Origin of the sequence: Pseudoduganella albidiflava (assembly GCF_004322755.1) — a bacterium.
Classification (GTDB): domain Bacteria; phylum Pseudomonadota; class Gammaproteobacteria; order Burkholderiales; family Burkholderiaceae_D; genus Rugamonas; species Rugamonas albidiflava.
Map to the genome: position 1 here is coordinate 6,315,099 of NZ_CP036401.1, position 17,795 is coordinate 6,332,893.

Genomic DNA, 17,795 nt, shown 5'->3' on the forward strand with positions numbered 1-17,795 from the left:
ATCCATATTGAGAGTATGCTCAGCTTCAGGATGCTCGCGGCACGTTCACCGGAAACGCGCAATAATCGGTGAATGCGGATTCATGCGAGTGAAATGTCGGCGCTCGACATTGTTTTGACGTGGAAATAGCGCCACGCGCATTGCTTGCTATTCCAGATACTTTTCAATGCGTGCATGGCAAGCTGGCCGGTAACGAGGCGCCGTTGCCGGACCGAGCAATTTCGGGTTACACGGCGGACAAACAGGCCTATAATTCTGCTCGCCAGCCACCTTTGTGCGCCGCACCAATTACGTCGCGTTATGAACAACCTGAGTAAAATCCTTTCGCCCGAGAACGTTCAGCTAGACCTGGAAGTTTCCAGCAAGAAGCGCGCTTTCGAGCAAGCAGGCTTGATTTTCGAGAACAACTGCGGGATTGCCCGCTCGACCGTTTCGGACAACCTGTTTGCCCGCGAACGGCTGGGTTCTACCGGCCTCGGCCATGGCGTGGCCGTGCCGCACGGCAGGGTCAAGGGCGCGAAGAGCCTGAAGTCGCCGTTGGCGGCCTTTGTACGGCTGGCCGAACCGATTCCATTCGAATCGCCGGATGGCAAGCCAGTGAACCTGCTGTTCTTCCTGCTGATTCCCGATCATGTGACCCAGCAGCACCTGGAAATCCTGTCCGAGATCGCTGAGATGTTTTCGGACGACGGGTTCCGTCAAGCGCTCTCCACCGACCCCGATCCCCAGTCCGTGCATCGCCGCATCGTGAACTGGCAGCCCAGCTTGCAGGCCGCCGGCTGAACGGGCCGCGGCCTCTTCCACAATAAAAAAAGCCCATGCTGCAAAATCCCCTGACGATTCAACGCCTGTACGACGACAATCGGGAAACTTTGCAACTGGGCTGGTTCGCCGGCTTTCCCGGCGGCGAACGAACGATCTCCGGCGACGCCGCCTCGGCCGCCGACCAGGTAGGCCACCTGAACACGATCCACCCGGGCCGCATCCAGGTGTTCGGCCACCAGGAAATCAACTATTACCACCGGCTCAAGGCGCTCACGCGCGCCCATGTCATTGGCGAGCTGATCGCCGGCGGGCCGCCCGCGCTGATCGTGGCGCAAGGGCTGGAAACGCCGCCGGACATCCTGGCGATCTGCGACGAAAAGAACATCCCGCTGTTTTCCACGCCGCTGCCGGCCGCCCAGGTGATCGACTTCCTGCGCGTGTACCTGTCGAAGAAGCTGGCGCAACGCATCATCATGCACGGCGTGTTCATGGACGTGCTCGGCGTAGGGGTGCTGATCACCGGCGATTCCGGACTGGGCAAGAGCGAGCTGGGCCTGGAACTGATTTCCCGCAGCCATGGCCTGGTGGCGGACGATGCCGTCGAATTCTCCCGCATCGCACCGAACATGATCGAGGGCCGCTGCCCGCCCCTGCTGCAGAACCTGCTCGAAGTACGCGGGCTGGGCTTGCTGGACATCAAGGCGATCTTCGGCGAGACGGCGGTGCGCCGCAAGATGCGCCTGAAGCTGATCGTCCACCTGGTGCGCCGCTCGGCCCTCGAGGAAGAAGTCGAGCGCCTGCCCTTCCAGTTCCCCACCGAGGACGTGCTGGGCCTGCCGATTCGCAAGGTCGTGATCCCGGTTGCCGCCGGCCGCAACATCGCGGTGCTGCTGGAAGCCGCCGTACGGAACACCATCCTGCAATTGCGCGGCATCGATACGCTGCAGGAGTTCATGGAGCGGCAGCGTCAAGCAATGAGTGGCGACTGAAGTCCCCTTCATTGCAACGTTGCCAGGGAGTGCACGCTTGCAAGCGTGCACCGTTCCGCAGGCACAGAGCAGTGCTCTGCGAAACCCCTGCTCCACCAGCGTCAAGCAATGAGTGGCGACTGAAGTCGCTCACTCATTGCAGTGCTGCCGAGGAGTGCTGCCTTGCAAGGCAGCACCGTTTCGCAGCACCGAGCAGGCTCGGTGAATTTCTGTTCCACCAACGGCAGGCAATGAGCGGGGACTGAAGTCCCCTTCATTGCAACGTTGCCAAGGAGTGCACGCTTGCAAGCGTGCACCGTTCCGCAGCACCGAGCATGCTCGGTGAAGCTGTGGCCATGCATGGCCACATCGTTCCGCAGGCACAGAGCAGTGCTCTGCGAAACCCCTGCTCCACTCCTGCTCCGCTGTCGCTGGCGCCACGCTGGGCCGTGAGCCGGTAAGATCGGGCCTCGCAGTCCTGGTACTCCTCCATGCCGACCTTCCAGTGGTTCCTCCTGATCGGCTGCCTGATGCTGGCGCGCGGATTGTGGGGAACGCCGATCGCTCATCTCCCTTTCACGTCCGCGATGATCTACCTCGCCGTTGGCCTGGTGGTGGGGCCGCTCGGCCTGGGCATCCTGTCCTTCGATCCGCTCGTGGAAGCGCCGCTGCTCGAAGTCCTGACGGAAGTGGCCGTGCTGATCTCGCTGTTCTCGGCAGGCATCAAGATGCCCGTCCCCGTGACGATCCCGCGCTGGCTGCCGTCGATTCGCCTGGCCTGGCTGGCGATGGCGATATCGGTCTTGCTGATGACCCTGTTCGCGTATTACGTGCTGGACTTGCCGCTCGGCGCCGGCATCCTGCTCGGTGCGATACTGGCGCCCACCGATCCGGTGCTGGCGAGCGACGTGCAGCTGCGCCATGCCGGCGACAAGGATCCGGTGCGCTTTTCGCTCAGCTCCGAGGCCGGCATGAACGATGGCAGCGCCTTCCCGTTCGTGATGCTGGGGCTGGGCCTGCTCGGCTTGCATGACCTGGGGCCGCATGGCCTGCACTGGCTCGGCATGGAGCTGCTGTGGGGCACCATCGGCGGCATCGCGATCGGCTGTGCCTGCGGGTCCGGCCTCGCGCGGCTGAGCCATGCGTTGCGCCGCTACCGGCCGCAGCACGAAGTGCTGGATGACCTGATGGGCCTGGGCCTGATCGCCGTGTCGTATGGCTTGACCGTCTCGGTGCAGGCGTGGGGTTTCCTCGCCGTGTTCGCGGCCGGCGTGGCCTTGCGCCAGACCGAGCTGACGCTGGCGGCGCGCTGCGGCAAGGCGATCATCACCGAGAATGGCGTCGAGCCCGTGCAGGACACCATTTCCGCCAATTCGCTGCTGTTCAAGGAGCACCTGGAGCGGCTGTCGGAACTGACCCTGGTCCTGCTGCTGGGCGGTGCCGCCGTGTACTGGCTCGACGACTGGCGCGGCTGGGCCACCGCGCTGTTCCTGTTCGCGGTGGCGCGCCCCGCCAGCGTGCTTCTCACACTCGGCCGTGGCAGCACGCGGACACGCGTCATCATCGCCTGGTTCGGCGTGCGCGGCATCGGCTCGCTGTATTACCTGATGTATGCGATCACCCATGGCTTGCCGGAGCCGCTGGCGCGCAGCCTGATCAGCATTACGGTCGCTGTCATCATGCTGTCGATCGTTGTCCACGGTACCAGCGTGACGCCGCTGCTCGATCGTTTCTGGCGGCGCTGAGACCGTCCGTACCCCTGCCGTTTTGAGGTATCATGCGCCCATGCGCATCGTCCTCATTACCGGCATTTCCGGCTCGGGCAAATCGGTGGCCCTGAACGTCCTCGAAGACACCGGCTATTACTGTGTAGATAACCTGCCGCCAGCCCTGCTGGCAAACCTCGTTGCCACGCTGGCCGAGGATGGCACCGCGGCGCTGGCCGTGGCCGTCGACGCCCGCAGCGCGGCCTCGCTCTCCAGCCTGCCGGGCGACGTGCGCAAGCTGCGCGAACTGGGGCACGACGTGAAGATCATGTTCCTCACGGCGAGCACCCATTCGCTGGTGGCCCGCTTCTCGGAAACCCGCCGCAGCCACCCGCTGTCGCACGAACTCCATCCGGGCAAGAATCCGGCCGCGCGCCGCACGCTGATCGAATGCATCGGCGAGGAGCGCGAGCGCCTGTCCGCGATCGAGCAACTGGGCCACGTGATCGACACGTCGGAAATTTCCGCCAACAAGCTGCGCGCCTGGATCAAGGAGCTGGTCGAAAGCGAGAATGCACCGCTGACACTGTTCTTCGAATCGTTCGCCTTCAAGGTGGGCGTGCCGCAGGACGCGGACTTCGTATTCGACGTGCGCGCGATTCCCAACCCGTACTACGACCTGTCGCTGCGCCCGCTGAACGGCCGCGATGCGCCCGTGATCGCCTTCCTCGATGCACAGCCGAGCGCCGAGGAAATGTTCGGCGACATCCGCGGGTTCATCGAAAAATGGCTGCCCGCCTTCAAGACGGACAACCGCAGCTACCTGACCGTGGCCATCGGCTGCACCGGCGGCCAGCACCGTTCCGTCTACATGGCCGAGCGGCTCGCACGGCATTTCAATGCGAGCGAGCGGGTGGTGTTGCGGCATCGCGAACAGCATTAGGCGATGCAAGGAGTGTGCGCTTGCAAGCGCACACCGCTACACAGGCGCGGAGTACACTCCGCGAATTCCCTGTTTCGCCATCGCGAGCAACACTAAGTCAGGCGATGCACAGGAGTGTGCGCTTGCAAGCGCACACCGCTACACAGGCGCGGAGTACACTCCGCGAATTCCCTGTTTCGCCATCGGGAACAGCACTAGGCGATGCAAAGGAGTGTGCGCTTGCAAGCGCACACCGCTACACAGGCGCGGAGTACACTCCGCGAATTCCCTGTTTCGCCACCGCGAGCAACACTAAGTCAGGCGATGCACAGGAGTGTGCGCTTGCAAGCGCACACCGCTACACAGGCGCGGAATACATTCCGCGAATTCCCTGTTTCGCCACCGCGAGCAACACTAAGTCAGGCGGTGCAAAGGAGTGTGCGCTTGCAAGCGCACACCGCTACACAGGCGCGGAATACATTCCGCGAATTCCCTGTTTCGCCATCGGGAACAGCACTAGGCGATGCAAAGGAGTGTGCGCTTGCAGGCGCACACCAAAAAATCACCGCATATACGGCGCCACGTTCCCCGCGATCCGCTTGAATTCCGCCTCCGATAGCGGCAGTTGCCGGAACGCGGCCCAGCTTTCGCGCGGCCGCAGGTTCTTGCCGGCGGCCGCATCCGAGCCGAACAGGATCCGCTCGGTGCCGATCTGCCGGATGCGCTTCGCCAGCTGTTCCCGCTGGGGCGGGGTGATCTCCGGATTGGCCATCGTGGCAGCGTCGAACCACAGGCGTTTCGTGCGGGAATCGCGCGCTGCCATGGCGTCGGCCAGCACGCCCAGCGCTTCATCGGACGGCGGATCGCCGTAGCCGGGGCCGGTACCGGCCAGGTGCGCGACCTGCACCGTCACGTCCGGCGCGGCAGGCAACAGCTGCTCGAGGAAAATGCGCGCCTGCGCGGCGCCGTACGGACGGCGCCTGGAAATGGACGCCCGCATGTGCACGGCGATCGCCATTTTTTTCGCATTCGCCGCGGCGAATACCTGCCGCAGCCGCGCCACGTGTTCGGGCAACTCCAGCTGCACGTCCGAATTCCCGAAATGCAGCTTCAAGCCATGCTTCAGGTCGGGCAGCGCGGCGCAGCGCTCCAGTTCTTCCAGCGCATAGTCCTTCAGCGGGTTGATGCTGCAGAAAGCCAGCAGCCGGCCAGGATACAGCGCGGCCTGGGCGCCATTGAAGTCGTTCTCGGCGCGCACCTTCGCAAGCTCGTCCTCGATCTTGCGCGCCGGGCTTCCCCATACATAGGCGACGGACAGCAGCACGGCACGCCGGATGCCGGCGGTATCGAGCAGCGCGACCAGATCCTTCGCCGTGATCACCGAAGGCCCGCCGGCGCCGGTATCGAGCAGCCGGGCCATCGCCGGGCTGAACAGGTGCTGGTGGTGGTCCACCAGCGGAGCGTCCACCGGCGGCGCCGCGGCCTGCGGTGCGGCAACCGGTGCATCATGGGCCCATGCGGGCAGCGCAAGCGCTGCGGCGGCGGCGGCAGGCAAAGCAAGGAAATCACGGCGTTTCATGGCAGGCTCACAGGTGGCGCAACGGATGGGCCCATGCGGGCCATGCGGGCTCGAAGAAGCGGGCCACGGTGTCATCGCTTACCTCCTCGAGCGATGGCGGATTCCAGCGGGGCGCATGGTCCTTGTCGATCGCCAGCGCACGCACGCCTTCGATCACTTCGCCATGTTCGAACGCACGGCGCACCAGGTTGCGCTCCATGCGCAGGCAATCGGCGATGCCCATCGTGGCGCCACGCCGCAGCATCTCGGCTGTCACGCACTGCATCAGCGGGGAACGCCGCGCGATCGCGGCCAGTGCGTTCTGCGCGAACGGATGATCGTCGCGGCGCAGCGAAGCAACGATGCCGGCCACCGAGCGGTGCGCGAAATGGTCGTCGATCAGCGCACGGTGCGCCTGCAGCTCCGACGGCCCCGCCTCGCCGCGCAGCGGCCGGGCGAACATGGCGACCGCTTCGCGCAGCCCGGCACCCGCCGTGGAGCCGACCAGGTCGGCCAGCAACGGCAGCTCGGCGGCGGGAACATAATGGTCGGCCAGCCCGCAGTACAGCGCATCGGCGGCGCCGATCGCCAGCGCCGTCAGCGCGAGATAAAGGCCCAGCTTGCCGGGCGCGCGCGACAGGAAATAACTGCCGCCCACGTCCGGGAACAGCCCGATGTTCACCTCGGGCATTGCCAGCCGTGTGCGGTCGGTTACCACGCGCACGCCGCATTGCGGGCCGCCCTGGGCGATGCCCATGCCGCCGCCCATCACCACGCCATCCATCATGGCCACGTACGGCTTCGGGAAGCAGTGCACCAGGTAGTTCAGCGCGTATTCCTCGGTGAAGAAATCCTCGACCTGGGCGCTGCCGCCCTGCGGAGTGGCACCGCCGGCGGCATGGAAGAAGCGGATGTCGCCGCCGGCGCACAGCGCCTTGTCGGTGCTGCTGCGGATGACTACGGCCGCGATGTCATCGTCGTCGCGCCAGGCCAGCAACGCGCCGGTGATCGCCCGGATCATGTCGAGTGACAGCGAGTTCAATGTCCTGGGCCGGTCGAGCGTGATGAAGCCGGTGCCGTTACGCACCTTGGTATGGACGTGGTCGGTCATGGTGTCTCGCATCGTTGTCGTTATTGGCCTCATTCTAGCCATGGATGCGGCGTGTGTGACGTAAACCTTGGACCCGGACGTAACAAAGGGCGCATCGCGCGCCCTTCTGTTGTAGCGGTTGCAGCGGTGGCAGAACCGGAGCAGTTCTGCCACCGCGACCTGCGCCCGTCGTTATGCGGGCGATGCGGGGATCTCGGCCTCGCTCAGGTGCTTGATGGTTTCGTGGTTGTGGTTCTGCACTTTATCCTTGTGCTTCATGACCTGGCGGTCCAGCTTGTCGATCAGAGTATCGATGGCCGCATACAGATCCTGGGCGACACTTTCAACGAATACGGTCTTGCCCGACATGCGCAGATTGATTTCGGCTTTCTGTCTTTTCTCTTTCTCGGTGAGATTATCTACACTCAGGATCACACTTACATCGATCAGCTGATCGAAATGGCGTCTAACGCGTTCCAGCTTGTTCTGCACATACTCGCGAATGGCAGGGGTAACGTCGATATGGTGTCCACTGATGGTCAGATTCATACACACACTCCTAAAGAAGATATAACAGGTTCGTGCGTTATCCGCCAAAACAGGCAAGGCGGCGCAGAGGAACCCAAGCACTACCAGGATTTGCCGCAAGGGCTTGCAAAGGGGTTTGCAAATGCGCTTGCAACGAGCTGCTATAGCGATTTGCGGAGGCTGACCGGGGGAATTTTCAATGCTTCGCGATATTTGGCAACAGTGCGTCGCGCAATCACCATGCCTTGTTCACCCAGCATGTCCGCAATCTTACTGTCGGATAAAGGGTTCTTCGGGTCTTCGGCTCCTGTGAATTGCACGATCAGCGCCCGTATCGCAGTCGAGGATGCTTCCCCGCCAGCTTCGGTTGCAACGTGGCTGCCAAAAAAGTACTTCAACTCAAACATGCCATGCGGCGTCAGCATATATTTTTGAGTTGTTACCCGAGAGATAGTACTCTCGTGTAGGCCCAGTGTATCAGCTATTTCACGCAACACAAGGGGCCTCATTGCCACCGCGCCATGCGAGAAAAAGTTCTTCTGCCGTTCGACGATGGCCTGCGCCACGCGGAGGATCGTGTCGAAGCGCTGGCGCATATTCTTGATCAGCCACTTTGCTTCTTGCAGCTGTGCATTCATCTGCGTTTCGCCCTTGCCCTGCTTGAGCAGGCTGGCGTACAGCGCATTGACACGCAGGCGGGGCATCACGTCGTTGTTCAACGTGACGATCCAGCCGTTGCGCCCCCGCTTTACCACCACATCCGGTACCACGTAGTCTGACACGTCGGCCGCGAAGGCGGCGCCCGGATGCGGATTGCATTGGCGGATCACGGCCTGTGCTTCGCGCAGGTCTTCGTCGTCGCAGTCGAGCGCCTTCTTGAGCTTGTTGAAGTCGCGCTGGGCAAACCACTGCAAGTGTTTTTCAACGATGCACAGCGCCATGCGCCGCGTGACCAGCGGCACGCCGGGCATGCGCCGGATCTGCAGCGCCAGGCACTCGGACGCGTTGCGCGCGCCGATGCCCGGCGGATCGAAGCTCTGCAGCAGGTTGAGCGCGGTGCGCAATTCGCCGATCTCGATTTCCAGCTCTTCCGGCATGCGCTCGTGGATCTCTTCCAGGCTTTCCTCGAGGTAGCCGTTATCGTCGAGCGCATCGATGATCAGTTCCACCAGGCCCCGGTCGCGCGCCTCCAGCACGGTCACGCGCATCTGCTCCATCAGGTGCTCGCGCAGGCTGCGGTGGCTGGCTTCCAGCTGGGGACGGGAATCGTCGTCGTCCGGGCCCTTGCTGCTGCCGGCACTGCTCCAGTCGGTATCGCCGGCGCCGGTATCGAGGCCTTCGCCTTCGCCGCCATCGAACGGCTCGGGTTCCGGCGCGGCGGGCGTATCCTGCGGCGGCCCGCCTTCCGGTGGCGCCTCGCCGGTCCCCTGCGTCGTGTTGATCGCGCCATCGGCCAGCAGGCGCACCGAGCGGTCGAGCGGATCGTCGAGCCGCTCCAGCAGCGGGTTATCGGTCAGCAGCTGTTCCAGTTCCTGGTGCAGCTCCAGCGTGGACAATTGCAGCAGCCGGATCGACTGCTGCAATTGCGGCGTCAGCGCGAGGTGCTGGGAAGTACGCAGTTGCAAAGACTGTTTCATGGCTGATTAGGAGCTGGTTGAGGTCTGGTCAAGGCCGCTCACATGCGGAAATGTTCACCCAGATAGACACGACGTACGGACTCGTCGGCGATGATGTCGTCGGGCCGGCCGGAAGCCAGCACACTGCCCTGGTTGATGATATACGCCCGGTCGCAGATGCCCAGCGTTTCCCGCACGTTATGATCCGTGATCAACACGCCGATGCTGCGCTCCTTCAGGAAGCGCACGATGCGCTGGATCTCGATGACGGCGATCGGGTCGACGCCGGCAAACGGCTCGTCCAGCAGCACGAAGCGGGGATTGGTCGCCAGCGCGCGGGCGATCTCCACCCGGCGCCGTTCACCGCCGGACAGCGACAGCGCCGTGTTCTCGCGCAGCTTCTCGATCTGCAGGTCGGCCAGCAGCGCGTTCAGCCGCTCGTCGATCTCCGCCCTGGTGAGCGCCTTGCCGTTTACCTTCTGGATCTCCAGCACGGCACGGATGTTTTCTTCCACGGTCAGCTTGCGGAACACCGACGCTTCCTGCGGCAGGTACGACAGGCCGAGGGTGGCACGCTTGTGGATCGGCAGGGTGGAAATGTCGGTGCCATCGAGGTCGATGGTGCCGGCATCGGACGCCACCAGGCCCACGATCATGTAGAACGACGTGGTCTTGCCGGCACCGTTCGGCCCCAGCAGGCCGACCACTTCGCCGCATGCCACCTGCAACGACACGTCATGCACCACCTGGCGCTTGCCATAGCTCTTTTGCAGGCCGCGCACGATCAGCGTGCTGCTGCAATTTTCCTGCGCCTGCGCCATTTAATTCCCCGCTGCCGGCGCGGCCGGCGATTGGGTGGCGGAAGGCGCCGGGCTTGGCGGCGCGGTACGCTTGGGCTGGATCACCATCGTGCCGCGGCCGGCACCCGGCTTGTCGGCCCCGGTGCTGGTATTGCGCACGCTGAAGAACTCGCGGCGGCTGTCGTACGAAATGAATTCGCCTTCCACCTCGTCGCTCGGCTTGTTGCCTTCCAGGCGGCGGATCTTGGCCTTCGAATACATCTTCACCAGCTCGGCCTTTTCATCGTATTCGATGCGGTCGGCCTCGCCTTCCATCCACTGGTCGCCCTCGCCGTCGCGCTTCTGGCGGAACGCGACCTTCTTGCCGCCGCCGGTCAGCGTGGCCAGCTGGTAGCCCTCCGGCGAATAGGTGACCACGGCCTTGTCGGCCTTCATCCGCAGCGTGCCGCGCGTCAGCGTCACGTCGCCGGTGAAGGTGTACACCTGCTTGACGTCGTCCGCGTCGAGGCGGCCGTAATTGATCTCGGTAGGCTTGTACGAATCGGCCTTCTCGGCGGCGGCATAGCCCGCCGCGCCCAGCAGCACGAGGGCCGCCATCATGAGTTTCTTCATCTTCGATTCCTGTACGCTGTTCGTCTCGATGTTCATCTCGATGTTCATTTCGATGTTCATCTGGTTATTGTCGCGCCCGCGGCGGATACACGATGGTGCCGCGGCCCAGTTGCACCTGGCGCGTGGCATTGTTGGCCTGCATGCCGATGCCGGTGGCGGTGGCGCCGCCGCTTTCCATGCGCACCGGCAGGTCGGTTTCCATGCGGTCTTCCTCCGGGTAGATGACCAGCTTCTCGGTAACCATGTGCATGTCGCGCGTGGTGGGCGACGCGGCACGGTGGATGTCCACGTCCTTCGTCAGCGTGACGCGTGTGTTGTCCTGGTCGACCCGGGCATGCCGGGCACGGATATCCATCGGCGGCTTGTCGCCCGACAGGCTGCGCACCACGGGATTGTCGATCTCCGACGAGTCGTCGGACGGACGGTGCGTCAGCCTGTCGCCCGAAATGATGTAGCTGGGCTGGCCGGTTTCCGTCATGCGCACGTAGGAAAAGCGCTCGACGATGTTGTCCGGCTCGTCGACCTTGATGCCGGCGGCCATGTCCTCGCCGGCCCGGTTCATCAGCTCGAGCAGCCAGAACGAGCCCAGCGCGCCGAGCAGCGCGAGTATCATGCCGATCGACAGCCGGTAGCGGTGTGCGGTTCGCTGGTTGCGCATGGCTTCTCCGTTATCTTCCTGTCATTTCATGTCCATTCATCAGACCCGTCTTCAAGGCCTGCTTCTCTGCCCCACCGCCGTTGGATCAAGCGTACCTGACTCATCGAAAGCGCATGCATTCACCCCAACAGCGAAGGGCTGGGGTCAGACCCGCCGGGTCTGACCCCGGAATTTGCACCTGGGGTGGGCTTACCCGAACAACATTGCGCTTCCCGGGCCCGTATCCCCTGCCTCACTTCTCACCCGAGAAACTGGGCCATCACGCGGTCGTAGCTGCCCTGGGCGCGCATCACGAATTCGCAGATTTCGCGCACCGCGCCGTGGCCGCCGCGGTGTTCGGTCACGTGATGGACCCGCGACAGCACTTCCGGCCGCGCATTCGGCACCGCCACCGCGAAACCGGCGCGCGAGAGGATCGGGATGTCGACCACGTCGTCGCCGATGAACGCCACCTGCTCCTCGGTAAGGTTCAGCTGCTCCAGCAGCGCCTTGAACGGCGTGAGCTTGTCGTGCCCGCCCTGGTGCACGAATTCGATCGCCAGGTCCCTGGCGCGGGCCACCACCTGCGGCGAACGCCGCGCACTGATGATCCCCGTCAGCACGCCCGATTCCTGCAGCAGCTTGATGCCCAGGCCATCCTGCACGTTGAAGGTCTTGAACGCTTCGCCCTCGGCACCGTAGTGCAGGCCGCCATCGGTCAGCACGCCGTCGACGTCGAAAATGAACAGCTTGACCTTCGCTGCCCGTTCGAGGTTGGCCACGTTGACAGGAATACTCATCAGATCACCTTTGCGCGGGTCAGGTCATGGATGTGCAGCGCGCCGACCAGCTTGCCATCGTCGTCGACCACCAGCATCTGGTTGATGCGGTACTCTTCCATGATGGCCACCGCGTCGACGGCCAGTTTTTCCGGCCCGATGGTACGCGGATCGGCATGCATCACGTCGCCGATGACGACCTTGCCGAAATCCTGCACCTTGTCGATCATGCGGCGCAGGTCGCCGTCGGTGAACACGCCCACCGGCCGGTATTGTGCATCGACCACGGCCGTCATGCCCATGCCCTTCTGCGTGATCTGCATCAGCGCATCCGGCAAACGGGTATCGGCCGCCACGGCGGGAATCGCATCGCCCTGGCGCATGACATCGCGCACGTGGGTCAGCAGGCGGCGGCCCAGCGCGCCGCCCGGATGCGAGCGGGCAAAGTCCTCTTCCTTGAAGCCGCGCAGGTCCAGCAGCGCCACGGCGATCGCATCGCCCAGCGCCAGCGTGACGGTGGTCGACGCCGTCGGTGCCAGGTTCATCGGGCAGGCTTCCTTCGCCACGGAAACGTCCAGGTGCACGTCCGCCAGTTTCGCCAGGCTCGACTCCGGCTTGCCCGTCATCGAGATCACCGTGCCGCCCATGCGCTTGACCACCGGCAGGATGGCCATCAGCTCGCTGCTTTCACCGGAATACGAGATGGCGATGAACGCGTCGTCCGGCGTCACCATGCCCAGGTCGCCATGCGCCGCCTCGGCCGGATGCACGAACAGCGCCGGGGTGCCGGTGGAGGCCAGCGTGGCGGCGATCTTGCGCCCGATGTGGCCGGACTTGCCGATGCCGGACACAACCACGCGTCCCTTGCAGTTCAGCAGCAGCGAGACGGCTTTCCCAACGCTCTCATCCGTTGCCAGGCGGGCATGCAGCGCGGTCAGCGCATCCGCCTCGATTTGCAGGGCTTCGCGCGCCAGCTCCAGCGCGCGGCGTGCGGTCGTTGCATCAAAAGCTTTCAGCATTGTTTTTTCATGGGTTACACTCATGGCCGAAAGTATAGCCGAATTGGGAAAGCAAAAAACTTGCCAGATGTTACAAACTCCCCCCGACCGTAGCATTTCGCGCTTCCCCCACCGGCCATTCCCGGAGCACGTCCGTGTTCTCCCCCCTTGAACTGACACTCCTGCTGCTGGGCAGCGCGGTGCTGGGCGTGGTCGCCTTCCGCATGCTGCACCTGCCGCCCATGCTCGGCTACCTGGCCGTGGGCATCCTGATCGGCCCGAACGCGCTGGGGCTGGCCGAGGAAAGCCATGCCACCCACGCGCTGGCCGAATTCGGCGTGGTCTTCCTGATGTTCTCGATCGGCCTCGAATTCTCGCTGCCGAAGCTCAAATCGATGCGCAGCGACGTCTTCGGACTCGGCATGGCGCAGGTGGGGCTCACCATCATTGCGACCATCGCCTTTGGCTGGGTGATCGCGCGTGCGCTGCCGCCGTCGATCCACATCTCCTGGCAGGCCGCTTTCGCGCTGGGCGGCGCGCTGGCCATGTCCTCCACCGCCATCGTCGTCAAGATGCTCACCGAGCGGCTGGAACTGGAATCGGAACACGGCCGCAAGATCATCGGCATCCTGCTGTTCCAGGATATCGCCGTGGTGCCGCTGCTGATCATGATCCCGGCGCTGGCCAAGGACCCCGACAACCTGTTGGTCACGCTGGGATGGGCGGCCCTGAAGGCCGTGCTGGTACTGGTGCTGCTGCTGTTCTTCGGCCAGAAGCTGATGCGGGGCTGGTTCACGGTGGTGGTCAAGCGCCGCTCGCAGGAGCTGTTCATGCTGAACCTGCTGCTGGTGACGCTGGGCGCGGCCTGGATCACCGAGCGCGCCGGCCTGTCGATGGCGCTGGGCGCCTTCGTGGCCGGCATGCTGATTTCCGAGACCGAATACAAGCACCAGGTGGAAGAAGACATCAAGCCATTCCGCGACGTGCTGCTCGGCCTGTTCTTCATCACCATCGGCATGCTGCTGAACGTGCGCGTGGTGCTGGACAACTGGTGGCTCGTGCTGGCGCTGCTGGTCTTCCCCGTGCTGCTGAAGTTCGCCCTGATCGCCGGCCTGGCGAAACTGTTCGGCTCTTCGGACGGCGTGTCGATGCGCACCGGCCTGGCCCTGGCGCAGGCCGGCGAGTTCGGCTTCGTACTGCTGAACGTGGCCGGCGGCATGGAGCTGGTCGATCCCTTCGTGATCCAGGTGGTGCTGGCGTCGATGGTGCTGTCGATGCTGGCTGCGCCGTTCCTGATCGAGCAATCGGACAAGCTGGTGCTGAAATTCTCCAGCAACGAATGGATGATGCAATCGCTGAACCTCACCCAGATCGCGGCGCGCACGATGGCCACGCAACAGCACGTGATCGTGGCCGGCTTCGGCCGCAGCGGCCAGAGCCTGGCCACGCTGCTGCAGGAAGAAGGCATCGCCTATCACGCGCTCGACCTCGATCCCACCCGCGTGCAGGAAGCCCGTTCAGCGGGTGCCAGCGTGTCCTATGGCGATGCGGCGCGGCGCGAAAGCCTGGTGGCGGCCGGCATCTACCGCGCCAGCGCGCTGGTGATCACCTATGCCAGCACGCCATCGGCGCTGAAGGTGCTGCACCTGGTGCACGAGATGGCGCCCACGCTGCCGGTGATCGTGCGCAGCCACGACGACTCCGACCTCGATCGCCTGAAGGCGGCCGGCGCCGCCGAGGTGGTGCCGGAACTGATGGAGGGCAGCCTGATGCTGGCCTCGCACGCGCTGGTCATGCTCGGCGTGCCGCTGCGCAAGGTGGTGCACCGCGTGCAGGCCGCGCGCGAGGAACGCTACGCCTCGCTGCGCGGCTACTTCCACGGCATCAGCGACGTCGGCGACGATGCGGAAACGGCGCGCCTGCATACGGTGACGCTGACGGAGGCGTCGAACTGCGTCGGCCGCACGGTGGGCGAACTCGATGTCGAAGGCGCCGAAGTGATGGCGATCCGGCGCGGCCGCGAGCGGCTCGACGCCGGCGCGGACATGGTGCTGGAAGCGGGCGACGTGGTGGTCCTGCGCGGCAATGCGCAGGCGGTGGCGCGCGCCGAACATATCCTGCTCGGATAGGGGCGCGGCAGGCATGGAGATGCTGCGCCTGTCGCTGCTGTTCGCCGTCACGGCGCTGGCCGAGATCGCCGGCTGCTACCTGCCCTGGCTGGTGCTGAAGAATGGCCGTTCGGCGTGGCTGCTGATACCGGCCGCCGCTTCCCTGGCCCTGTTTGCGTGGCTGCTTACCTTGCACCCCACGGCCGCCGGGCGCACCTATGCGGCATATGGCGGCATGTACATCGCGGTGGCCCTGCTGTGGCTGCGCTTCGTCGACGGCATCGCGCTGACCCGCTGGGATGGCCTGGGTGCCGCCCTCGCGCTGGGCGGCATGGCCGTCATTGCCCTGCAGCCGCGCGGCTAGCCTCGCGGCCAGCCTTCGCTGCGCCGGAACGCCCGAGCACCGTGGCGGCGGCCAGCCTGTCTTCCGGCAGGCCGATGCCCTTGTCATACAGGTCCGCCAGCGCGCGCCGCGCTTCGGCGTTGCCGCTGGCCGCCGCCCTGGCGTACAGTGCGAAGGCCTTGGCCTGGTCCTGCCCGACGCCGGTGCCCTGCCGGTAGCAGCGCGCCAGGACCACGTGGGCCAGAGGATCGTTGCGCCCCGCGGCACGCTCGAGCATCGCGATCGAGTCGGCATCCACGCTGCCGCGCCGCATGCGCAGCGCCGCAAGTTGCGCCTGCGCCTGCGGATGCTCCTGCTGCGCCGCCTTGACCAGCCATTCCTCCCCTGCGCCCTCGTCCAGCGTGACGCCATTCCCGCTGAGCAGCAGCACGCCCAGGATCGCCTGCGCATTGGCGCGGCCCTGCTCCGCGGCCTGTTCGAGCCAGCGGACCGCATCCTCCTTGTCCTGCGCCATGCTGGTCCCCTGGAACAGCAGCCCCGCCAGCAATTCCATCGCCTCGGCGTTGCCACCGTCGGCCGCCTTGCGCAGCCACCAGGTCCCCTTTTCGGGATCGCGGGAGCCGTCCGTGGCGGTGAGGTAACGCTGCGCCACCCGGAGTGCAGCCGCGGCATCGCCGCCCTCCGCCGCCTCGCGGTCGGCCTCGAAGCGCTGCGCCACGACCGCGGGGTCGGCCGGCGTCCTTTGCAGCGTCCACACGTACTGCATCTTCATCCAGGCCGCCTGCGGCTTGCCATCCCGCGTCGACGGCGTGAAGCGGCATTTGACGATGCCGTCGCGCGCGGCCATGTCCAGCATGGGAAAGCCGCTGGACTGGACGATCTTCGAATCGGTCACGGCGCCGCTTTCATCGATCCGGTAGGCCAGCGTGACCTTGCCCTGCTGCTCCTTGCGCAAGGCCTCCTTCGGCCACTCCGGTTTCGCACAGGTGCGGAAATCCACGACGGCCGGCGTGGTGGCGGCAAGCGCGGACGTGGCGCACAGCGCCGCAGTGACGAGCAATAGGGACGAGGACAGGGACGTGCGGGCGAGGCGGGTCGGGTGCATGGATTCTCCGTGCATGGCTCGGTGCTGCGGTTGGCGACGAACGCCATATTAGCGCCGGCGAGGCCTGCCCAGAAGACCCTTTTTTACTTGCAAAACAATAGTTTGTATCGCTAAAGCGGAGGCCGGGGCGCTACCGGAGGCACCTCATTGCCCGCTGTACCGGATCACGCGATTGCGCCCGCCCGCCTTGGCCTGGTACAGCGCCTCGTCGGCATGGGCGATCAGTTCCCGCGCCACGACATCGGCGGCGACACCCGTGGCGCCCGTCTCGTCGGTACTCTCCAGGCAAGCCACGCCGATCGAGCCGGTGACGGACACCTTCACGCCGCCATCCAGGTCGATCATCGCCGCCGAGATGCCGGCGCGGATGCGCTCGGCCACGAAGGCGGCGCTGTCCAGGTCCGCATCGATCAGCAGCACGACGAATTCCTCGCCGCCGAAGCGGGCCAGCGCGTCCGACAGGCGCAGTTCGCGCTTGATGCGGCCGGCCACCTCGCGCAGCACCTCGTCGCCGCCCTGGTGGCCCAGCGTATCGTTGATGCGCTTGAAATGGTCGATGTCGATGTACATGAACGACAGGTCGTAGCGCTGGCGCCGCGCCCGCGCGATTTCCTCCAGCAGGCGCCGGTCCAGGTAGCGGCGGTTGTACACGCCCGTCAGTGAATCGGTCAGCCCGATGTACTTCAGCATCTCGTTGCTGATCACGTTTTCCAGGCAGATCGCGATGATCGATGCCATGTGCTCGACGAAGTCGGTGCCCAGGCTGGGCGTGAAGCGGGTGGGATCGCGGCTGCCCAGGTTCAGGGTGCCGATCACGCGACGGTTGCGCAGCAGCGGCACGATGGCCACGCTCTGCAATGGCGGCGCGGCGTGCGGGAAGCGCCGCGCATCGCGCCGTGCATCGTAGGCGCCGAGCAGCGGCTTCGGCTCGCCGCCGAGATCGAGCTGGCCGATGCCGGCGGCGAACAGCAGGTCCGGGAACGCGGCGAAGTCGACGCCCAGCCGCTCCATCACGGTACGGATATCGTCGCCCTCGTCGACCAGCGACAGCGTCACGCTGTCCAGTTCCGAAATCACGGGGAGCGTGCTGAAGATGCTGCCGATCAGCTCGGGGAAGCTGGTGGCGCCGACGATTTCCAGGTCGAACGCCTGGTGCCGCATCATGATGTCGTGGTTGCGCTCGGCCTGCTCCAGCATCCAGGCCATGCGGGCGCGCAGCGCGCGGTTTTCCGCGGCCAGGTCTTCGTTGGAATCGCTCAT

At 64.9% G+C, this 17,795-nt stretch carries 17 protein-coding genes; 6 read left to right on the plus strand and 11 right to left on the minus strand.

Annotated features, from left to right (window positions below; all coding sequences use genetic code 11):
- Positions 1-300 precede the first annotated feature (300 nt).
- The 4 genes from EYF70_RS26270 to rapZ all read left to right on the plus strand — a co-directional run bounded on the left by EYF70_RS26270 (position 301) and on the right by rapZ (position 4,382).
- Entirely contained in the window at positions 301-783 is a 483-nt protein-coding gene (locus EYF70_RS26270; RefSeq protein WP_131148017.1) for a PTS sugar transporter subunit IIA, read from the plus strand.
- Between the two features lie 35 nt (positions 784-818).
- Complete coding sequence (gene hprK, locus EYF70_RS26275; protein WP_131148018.1) at positions 819-1,754, plus strand: HPr(Ser) kinase/phosphatase; 936 nt, start codon at positions 819-821, stop codon at positions 1,752-1,754.
- A 470-nt stretch (positions 1,755-2,224) separates the two neighbouring features.
- Positions 2,225-3,478, plus strand: coding sequence for a cation:proton antiporter (locus EYF70_RS26280; protein ID WP_131148019.1), 1,254 nt, complete (start codon positions 2,225-2,227; stop codon positions 3,476-3,478).
- Between the two features lie 40 nt (positions 3,479-3,518).
- Entirely contained in the window at positions 3,519-4,382 is an 864-nt protein-coding gene (gene rapZ / locus EYF70_RS26285; RefSeq protein ID WP_131148020.1) for an RNase adapter RapZ, read from the plus strand.
- A gap of 541 nt (positions 4,383-4,923) precedes the next feature.
- Here rapZ and EYF70_RS26290 read toward each other — a convergent pair.
- The 9 genes from EYF70_RS26290 to EYF70_RS26330 form a co-directional block, all read right to left on the minus strand.
- Positions 4,924-5,940, minus strand: a complete 1,017-nt coding sequence (locus EYF70_RS26290; RefSeq protein ID WP_131148021.1) for an amidohydrolase family protein — start codon at positions 5,938-5,940, stop codon at positions 4,924-4,926.
- A gap of 7 nt (positions 5,941-5,947) precedes the next feature.
- A complete protein-coding gene (locus EYF70_RS26295) occupies positions 5,948-7,030 on the minus strand; it encodes an enoyl-CoA hydratase/isomerase family protein (RefSeq protein ID WP_131148022.1) in 1,083 nt (360 codons plus the stop codon).
- A gap of 171 nt (positions 7,031-7,201) precedes the next feature.
- Complete coding sequence (gene hpf / locus EYF70_RS26300) at positions 7,202-7,558, minus strand: ribosome hibernation-promoting factor, HPF/YfiA family (protein WP_131148023.1); 357 nt, start codon at positions 7,556-7,558, stop codon at positions 7,202-7,204.
- Between the two features lie 140 nt (positions 7,559-7,698).
- Positions 7,699-9,174 (minus strand): RNA polymerase factor sigma-54, encoded by a 1,476-nt coding sequence (locus EYF70_RS26305; protein ID WP_131148024.1) that lies wholly within the window; start codon positions 9,172-9,174, stop codon positions 7,699-7,701.
- 38 nt (positions 9,175-9,212) lie between these two features.
- Entirely contained in the window at positions 9,213-9,974 is a 762-nt protein-coding gene (gene lptB / locus EYF70_RS26310; RefSeq protein ID WP_131148025.1) for an LPS export ABC transporter ATP-binding protein, read from the minus strand.
- Entirely contained in the window at positions 9,975-10,625 is a 651-nt protein-coding gene (gene lptA, locus EYF70_RS26315) for a lipopolysaccharide transport periplasmic protein LptA (RefSeq protein WP_307722081.1), read from the minus strand.
- Between the two features lie 4 nt (positions 10,626-10,629).
- The gene (gene lptC, locus EYF70_RS26320) at positions 10,630-11,223 is read right to left on the minus strand and encodes an LPS export ABC transporter periplasmic protein LptC (RefSeq protein WP_229420572.1); all 594 of its coding nucleotides are present in this window, start codon (positions 11,221-11,223) and stop codon (positions 10,630-10,632) included.
- Between the two features lie 239 nt (positions 11,224-11,462).
- Entirely contained in the window at positions 11,463-12,002 is a 540-nt protein-coding gene (locus EYF70_RS26325; protein ID WP_131148026.1) for a KdsC family phosphatase, read from the minus strand.
- Positions 12,002-13,024 carry a KpsF/GutQ family sugar-phosphate isomerase gene (locus EYF70_RS26330; protein WP_371861682.1) on the minus strand — a complete coding sequence of 341 codons (1,023 nt, stop codon included), beginning with the start codon at positions 13,022-13,024 and terminating at the stop codon, positions 12,002-12,004. The genes EYF70_RS26325 and EYF70_RS26330 overlap by 1 nt, the downstream gene beginning before the upstream one ends.
- Positions 13,025-13,134: 110 nt before the next feature.
- On the opposite strand from EYF70_RS26330, the gene EYF70_RS26335 reads away from it, so the two are divergent.
- Both EYF70_RS26335 and EYF70_RS26340 read left to right on the plus strand, forming a co-directional pair.
- The gene (locus EYF70_RS26335) at positions 13,135-15,108 is read left to right on the plus strand and encodes a monovalent cation:proton antiporter family protein (RefSeq protein ID WP_131148028.1); all 1,974 of its coding nucleotides are present in this window, start codon (positions 13,135-13,137) and stop codon (positions 15,106-15,108) included.
- A gap of 13 nt (positions 15,109-15,121) precedes the next feature.
- On the plus strand, positions 15,122-15,451 hold the full coding sequence (locus EYF70_RS26340; protein ID WP_131148029.1) for a YnfA family protein: 330 nt from the start codon (positions 15,122-15,124) through the stop codon (positions 15,449-15,451).
- Here the strand turns inward: EYF70_RS26340 and EYF70_RS26345 are convergent.
- Positions 15,426-16,535, minus strand: coding sequence for a TonB family protein (locus EYF70_RS26345; RefSeq protein ID WP_229420573.1), 1,110 nt, complete (start codon positions 16,533-16,535; stop codon positions 15,426-15,428). The genes EYF70_RS26340 and EYF70_RS26345 overlap by 26 nt on opposite strands.
- 144 nt (positions 16,536-16,679) lie before the next feature.
- Complete coding sequence (locus EYF70_RS26350) at positions 16,680-17,795, minus strand: GGDEF domain-containing protein (RefSeq protein WP_131148031.1); 1,116 nt, start codon at positions 17,793-17,795, stop codon at positions 16,680-16,682.

Coding starts and splice junctions, on each gene's coding strand:
- EYF70_RS26270 (WP_131148017.1), top strand. CDS start 301: ATGAACAACCTGAGTAAAATCCTTTCGCCCGAGAACGTTCAGCTAGAC.
- hprK (WP_131148018.1), top strand. CDS start 819: ATGCTGCAAAATCCCCTGACGATTCAACGCCTGTACGACGACAATCGG.
- EYF70_RS26280 (WP_131148019.1), top strand. CDS start 2,225: ATGCCGACCTTCCAGTGGTTCCTCCTGATCGGCTGCCTGATGCTGGCG.
- rapZ (WP_131148020.1), top strand. CDS start 3,519: ATGCGCATCGTCCTCATTACCGGCATTTCCGGCTCGGGCAAATCGGTG.
- EYF70_RS26290 (WP_131148021.1), bottom strand. CDS start 5,940: ATGAAACGCCGTGATTTCCTTGCTTTGCCTGCCGCCGCCGCCGCAGCG.
- EYF70_RS26295 (WP_131148022.1), bottom strand. CDS start 7,030: ATGACCGACCACGTCCATACCAAGGTGCGTAACGGCACCGGCTTCATC.
- hpf (WP_131148023.1), bottom strand. CDS start 7,558: ATGAATCTGACCATCAGTGGACACCATATCGACGTTACCCCTGCCATT.
- EYF70_RS26305 (WP_131148024.1), bottom strand. CDS start 9,174: ATGAAACAGTCTTTGCAACTGCGTACTTCCCAGCACCTCGCGCTGACG.
- lptB (WP_131148025.1), bottom strand. CDS start 9,974: ATGGCGCAGGCGCAGGAAAATTGCAGCAGCACGCTGATCGTGCGCGGC.
- lptA (WP_307722081.1), bottom strand. CDS start 10,625: ATGAACATCGAAATGAACATCGAGATGAACATCGAGACGAACAGCGTA.
- lptC (WP_229420572.1), bottom strand. CDS start 11,223: ATGCGCAACCAGCGAACCGCACACCGCTACCGGCTGTCGATCGGCATG.
- EYF70_RS26325 (WP_131148026.1), bottom strand. CDS start 12,002: ATGAGTATTCCTGTCAACGTGGCCAACCTCGAACGGGCAGCGAAGGTC.
- EYF70_RS26330 (WP_371861682.1), bottom strand. CDS start 13,024: ATGAGTGTAACCCATGAAAAAACAATGCTGAAAGCTTTTGATGCAACG.
- EYF70_RS26340 (WP_131148029.1), top strand. CDS start 15,122: ATGGAGATGCTGCGCCTGTCGCTGCTGTTCGCCGTCACGGCGCTGGCC.
- EYF70_RS26345 (WP_229420573.1), bottom strand. CDS start 16,535: ATGCACCCGACCCGCCTCGCCCGCACGTCCCTGTCCTCGTCCCTATTG.
- EYF70_RS26350 (WP_131148031.1), bottom strand. CDS start 17,795: ATGAGCGATTCCAACGAAGACCTGGCCGCGGAAAACCGCGCGCTGCGC.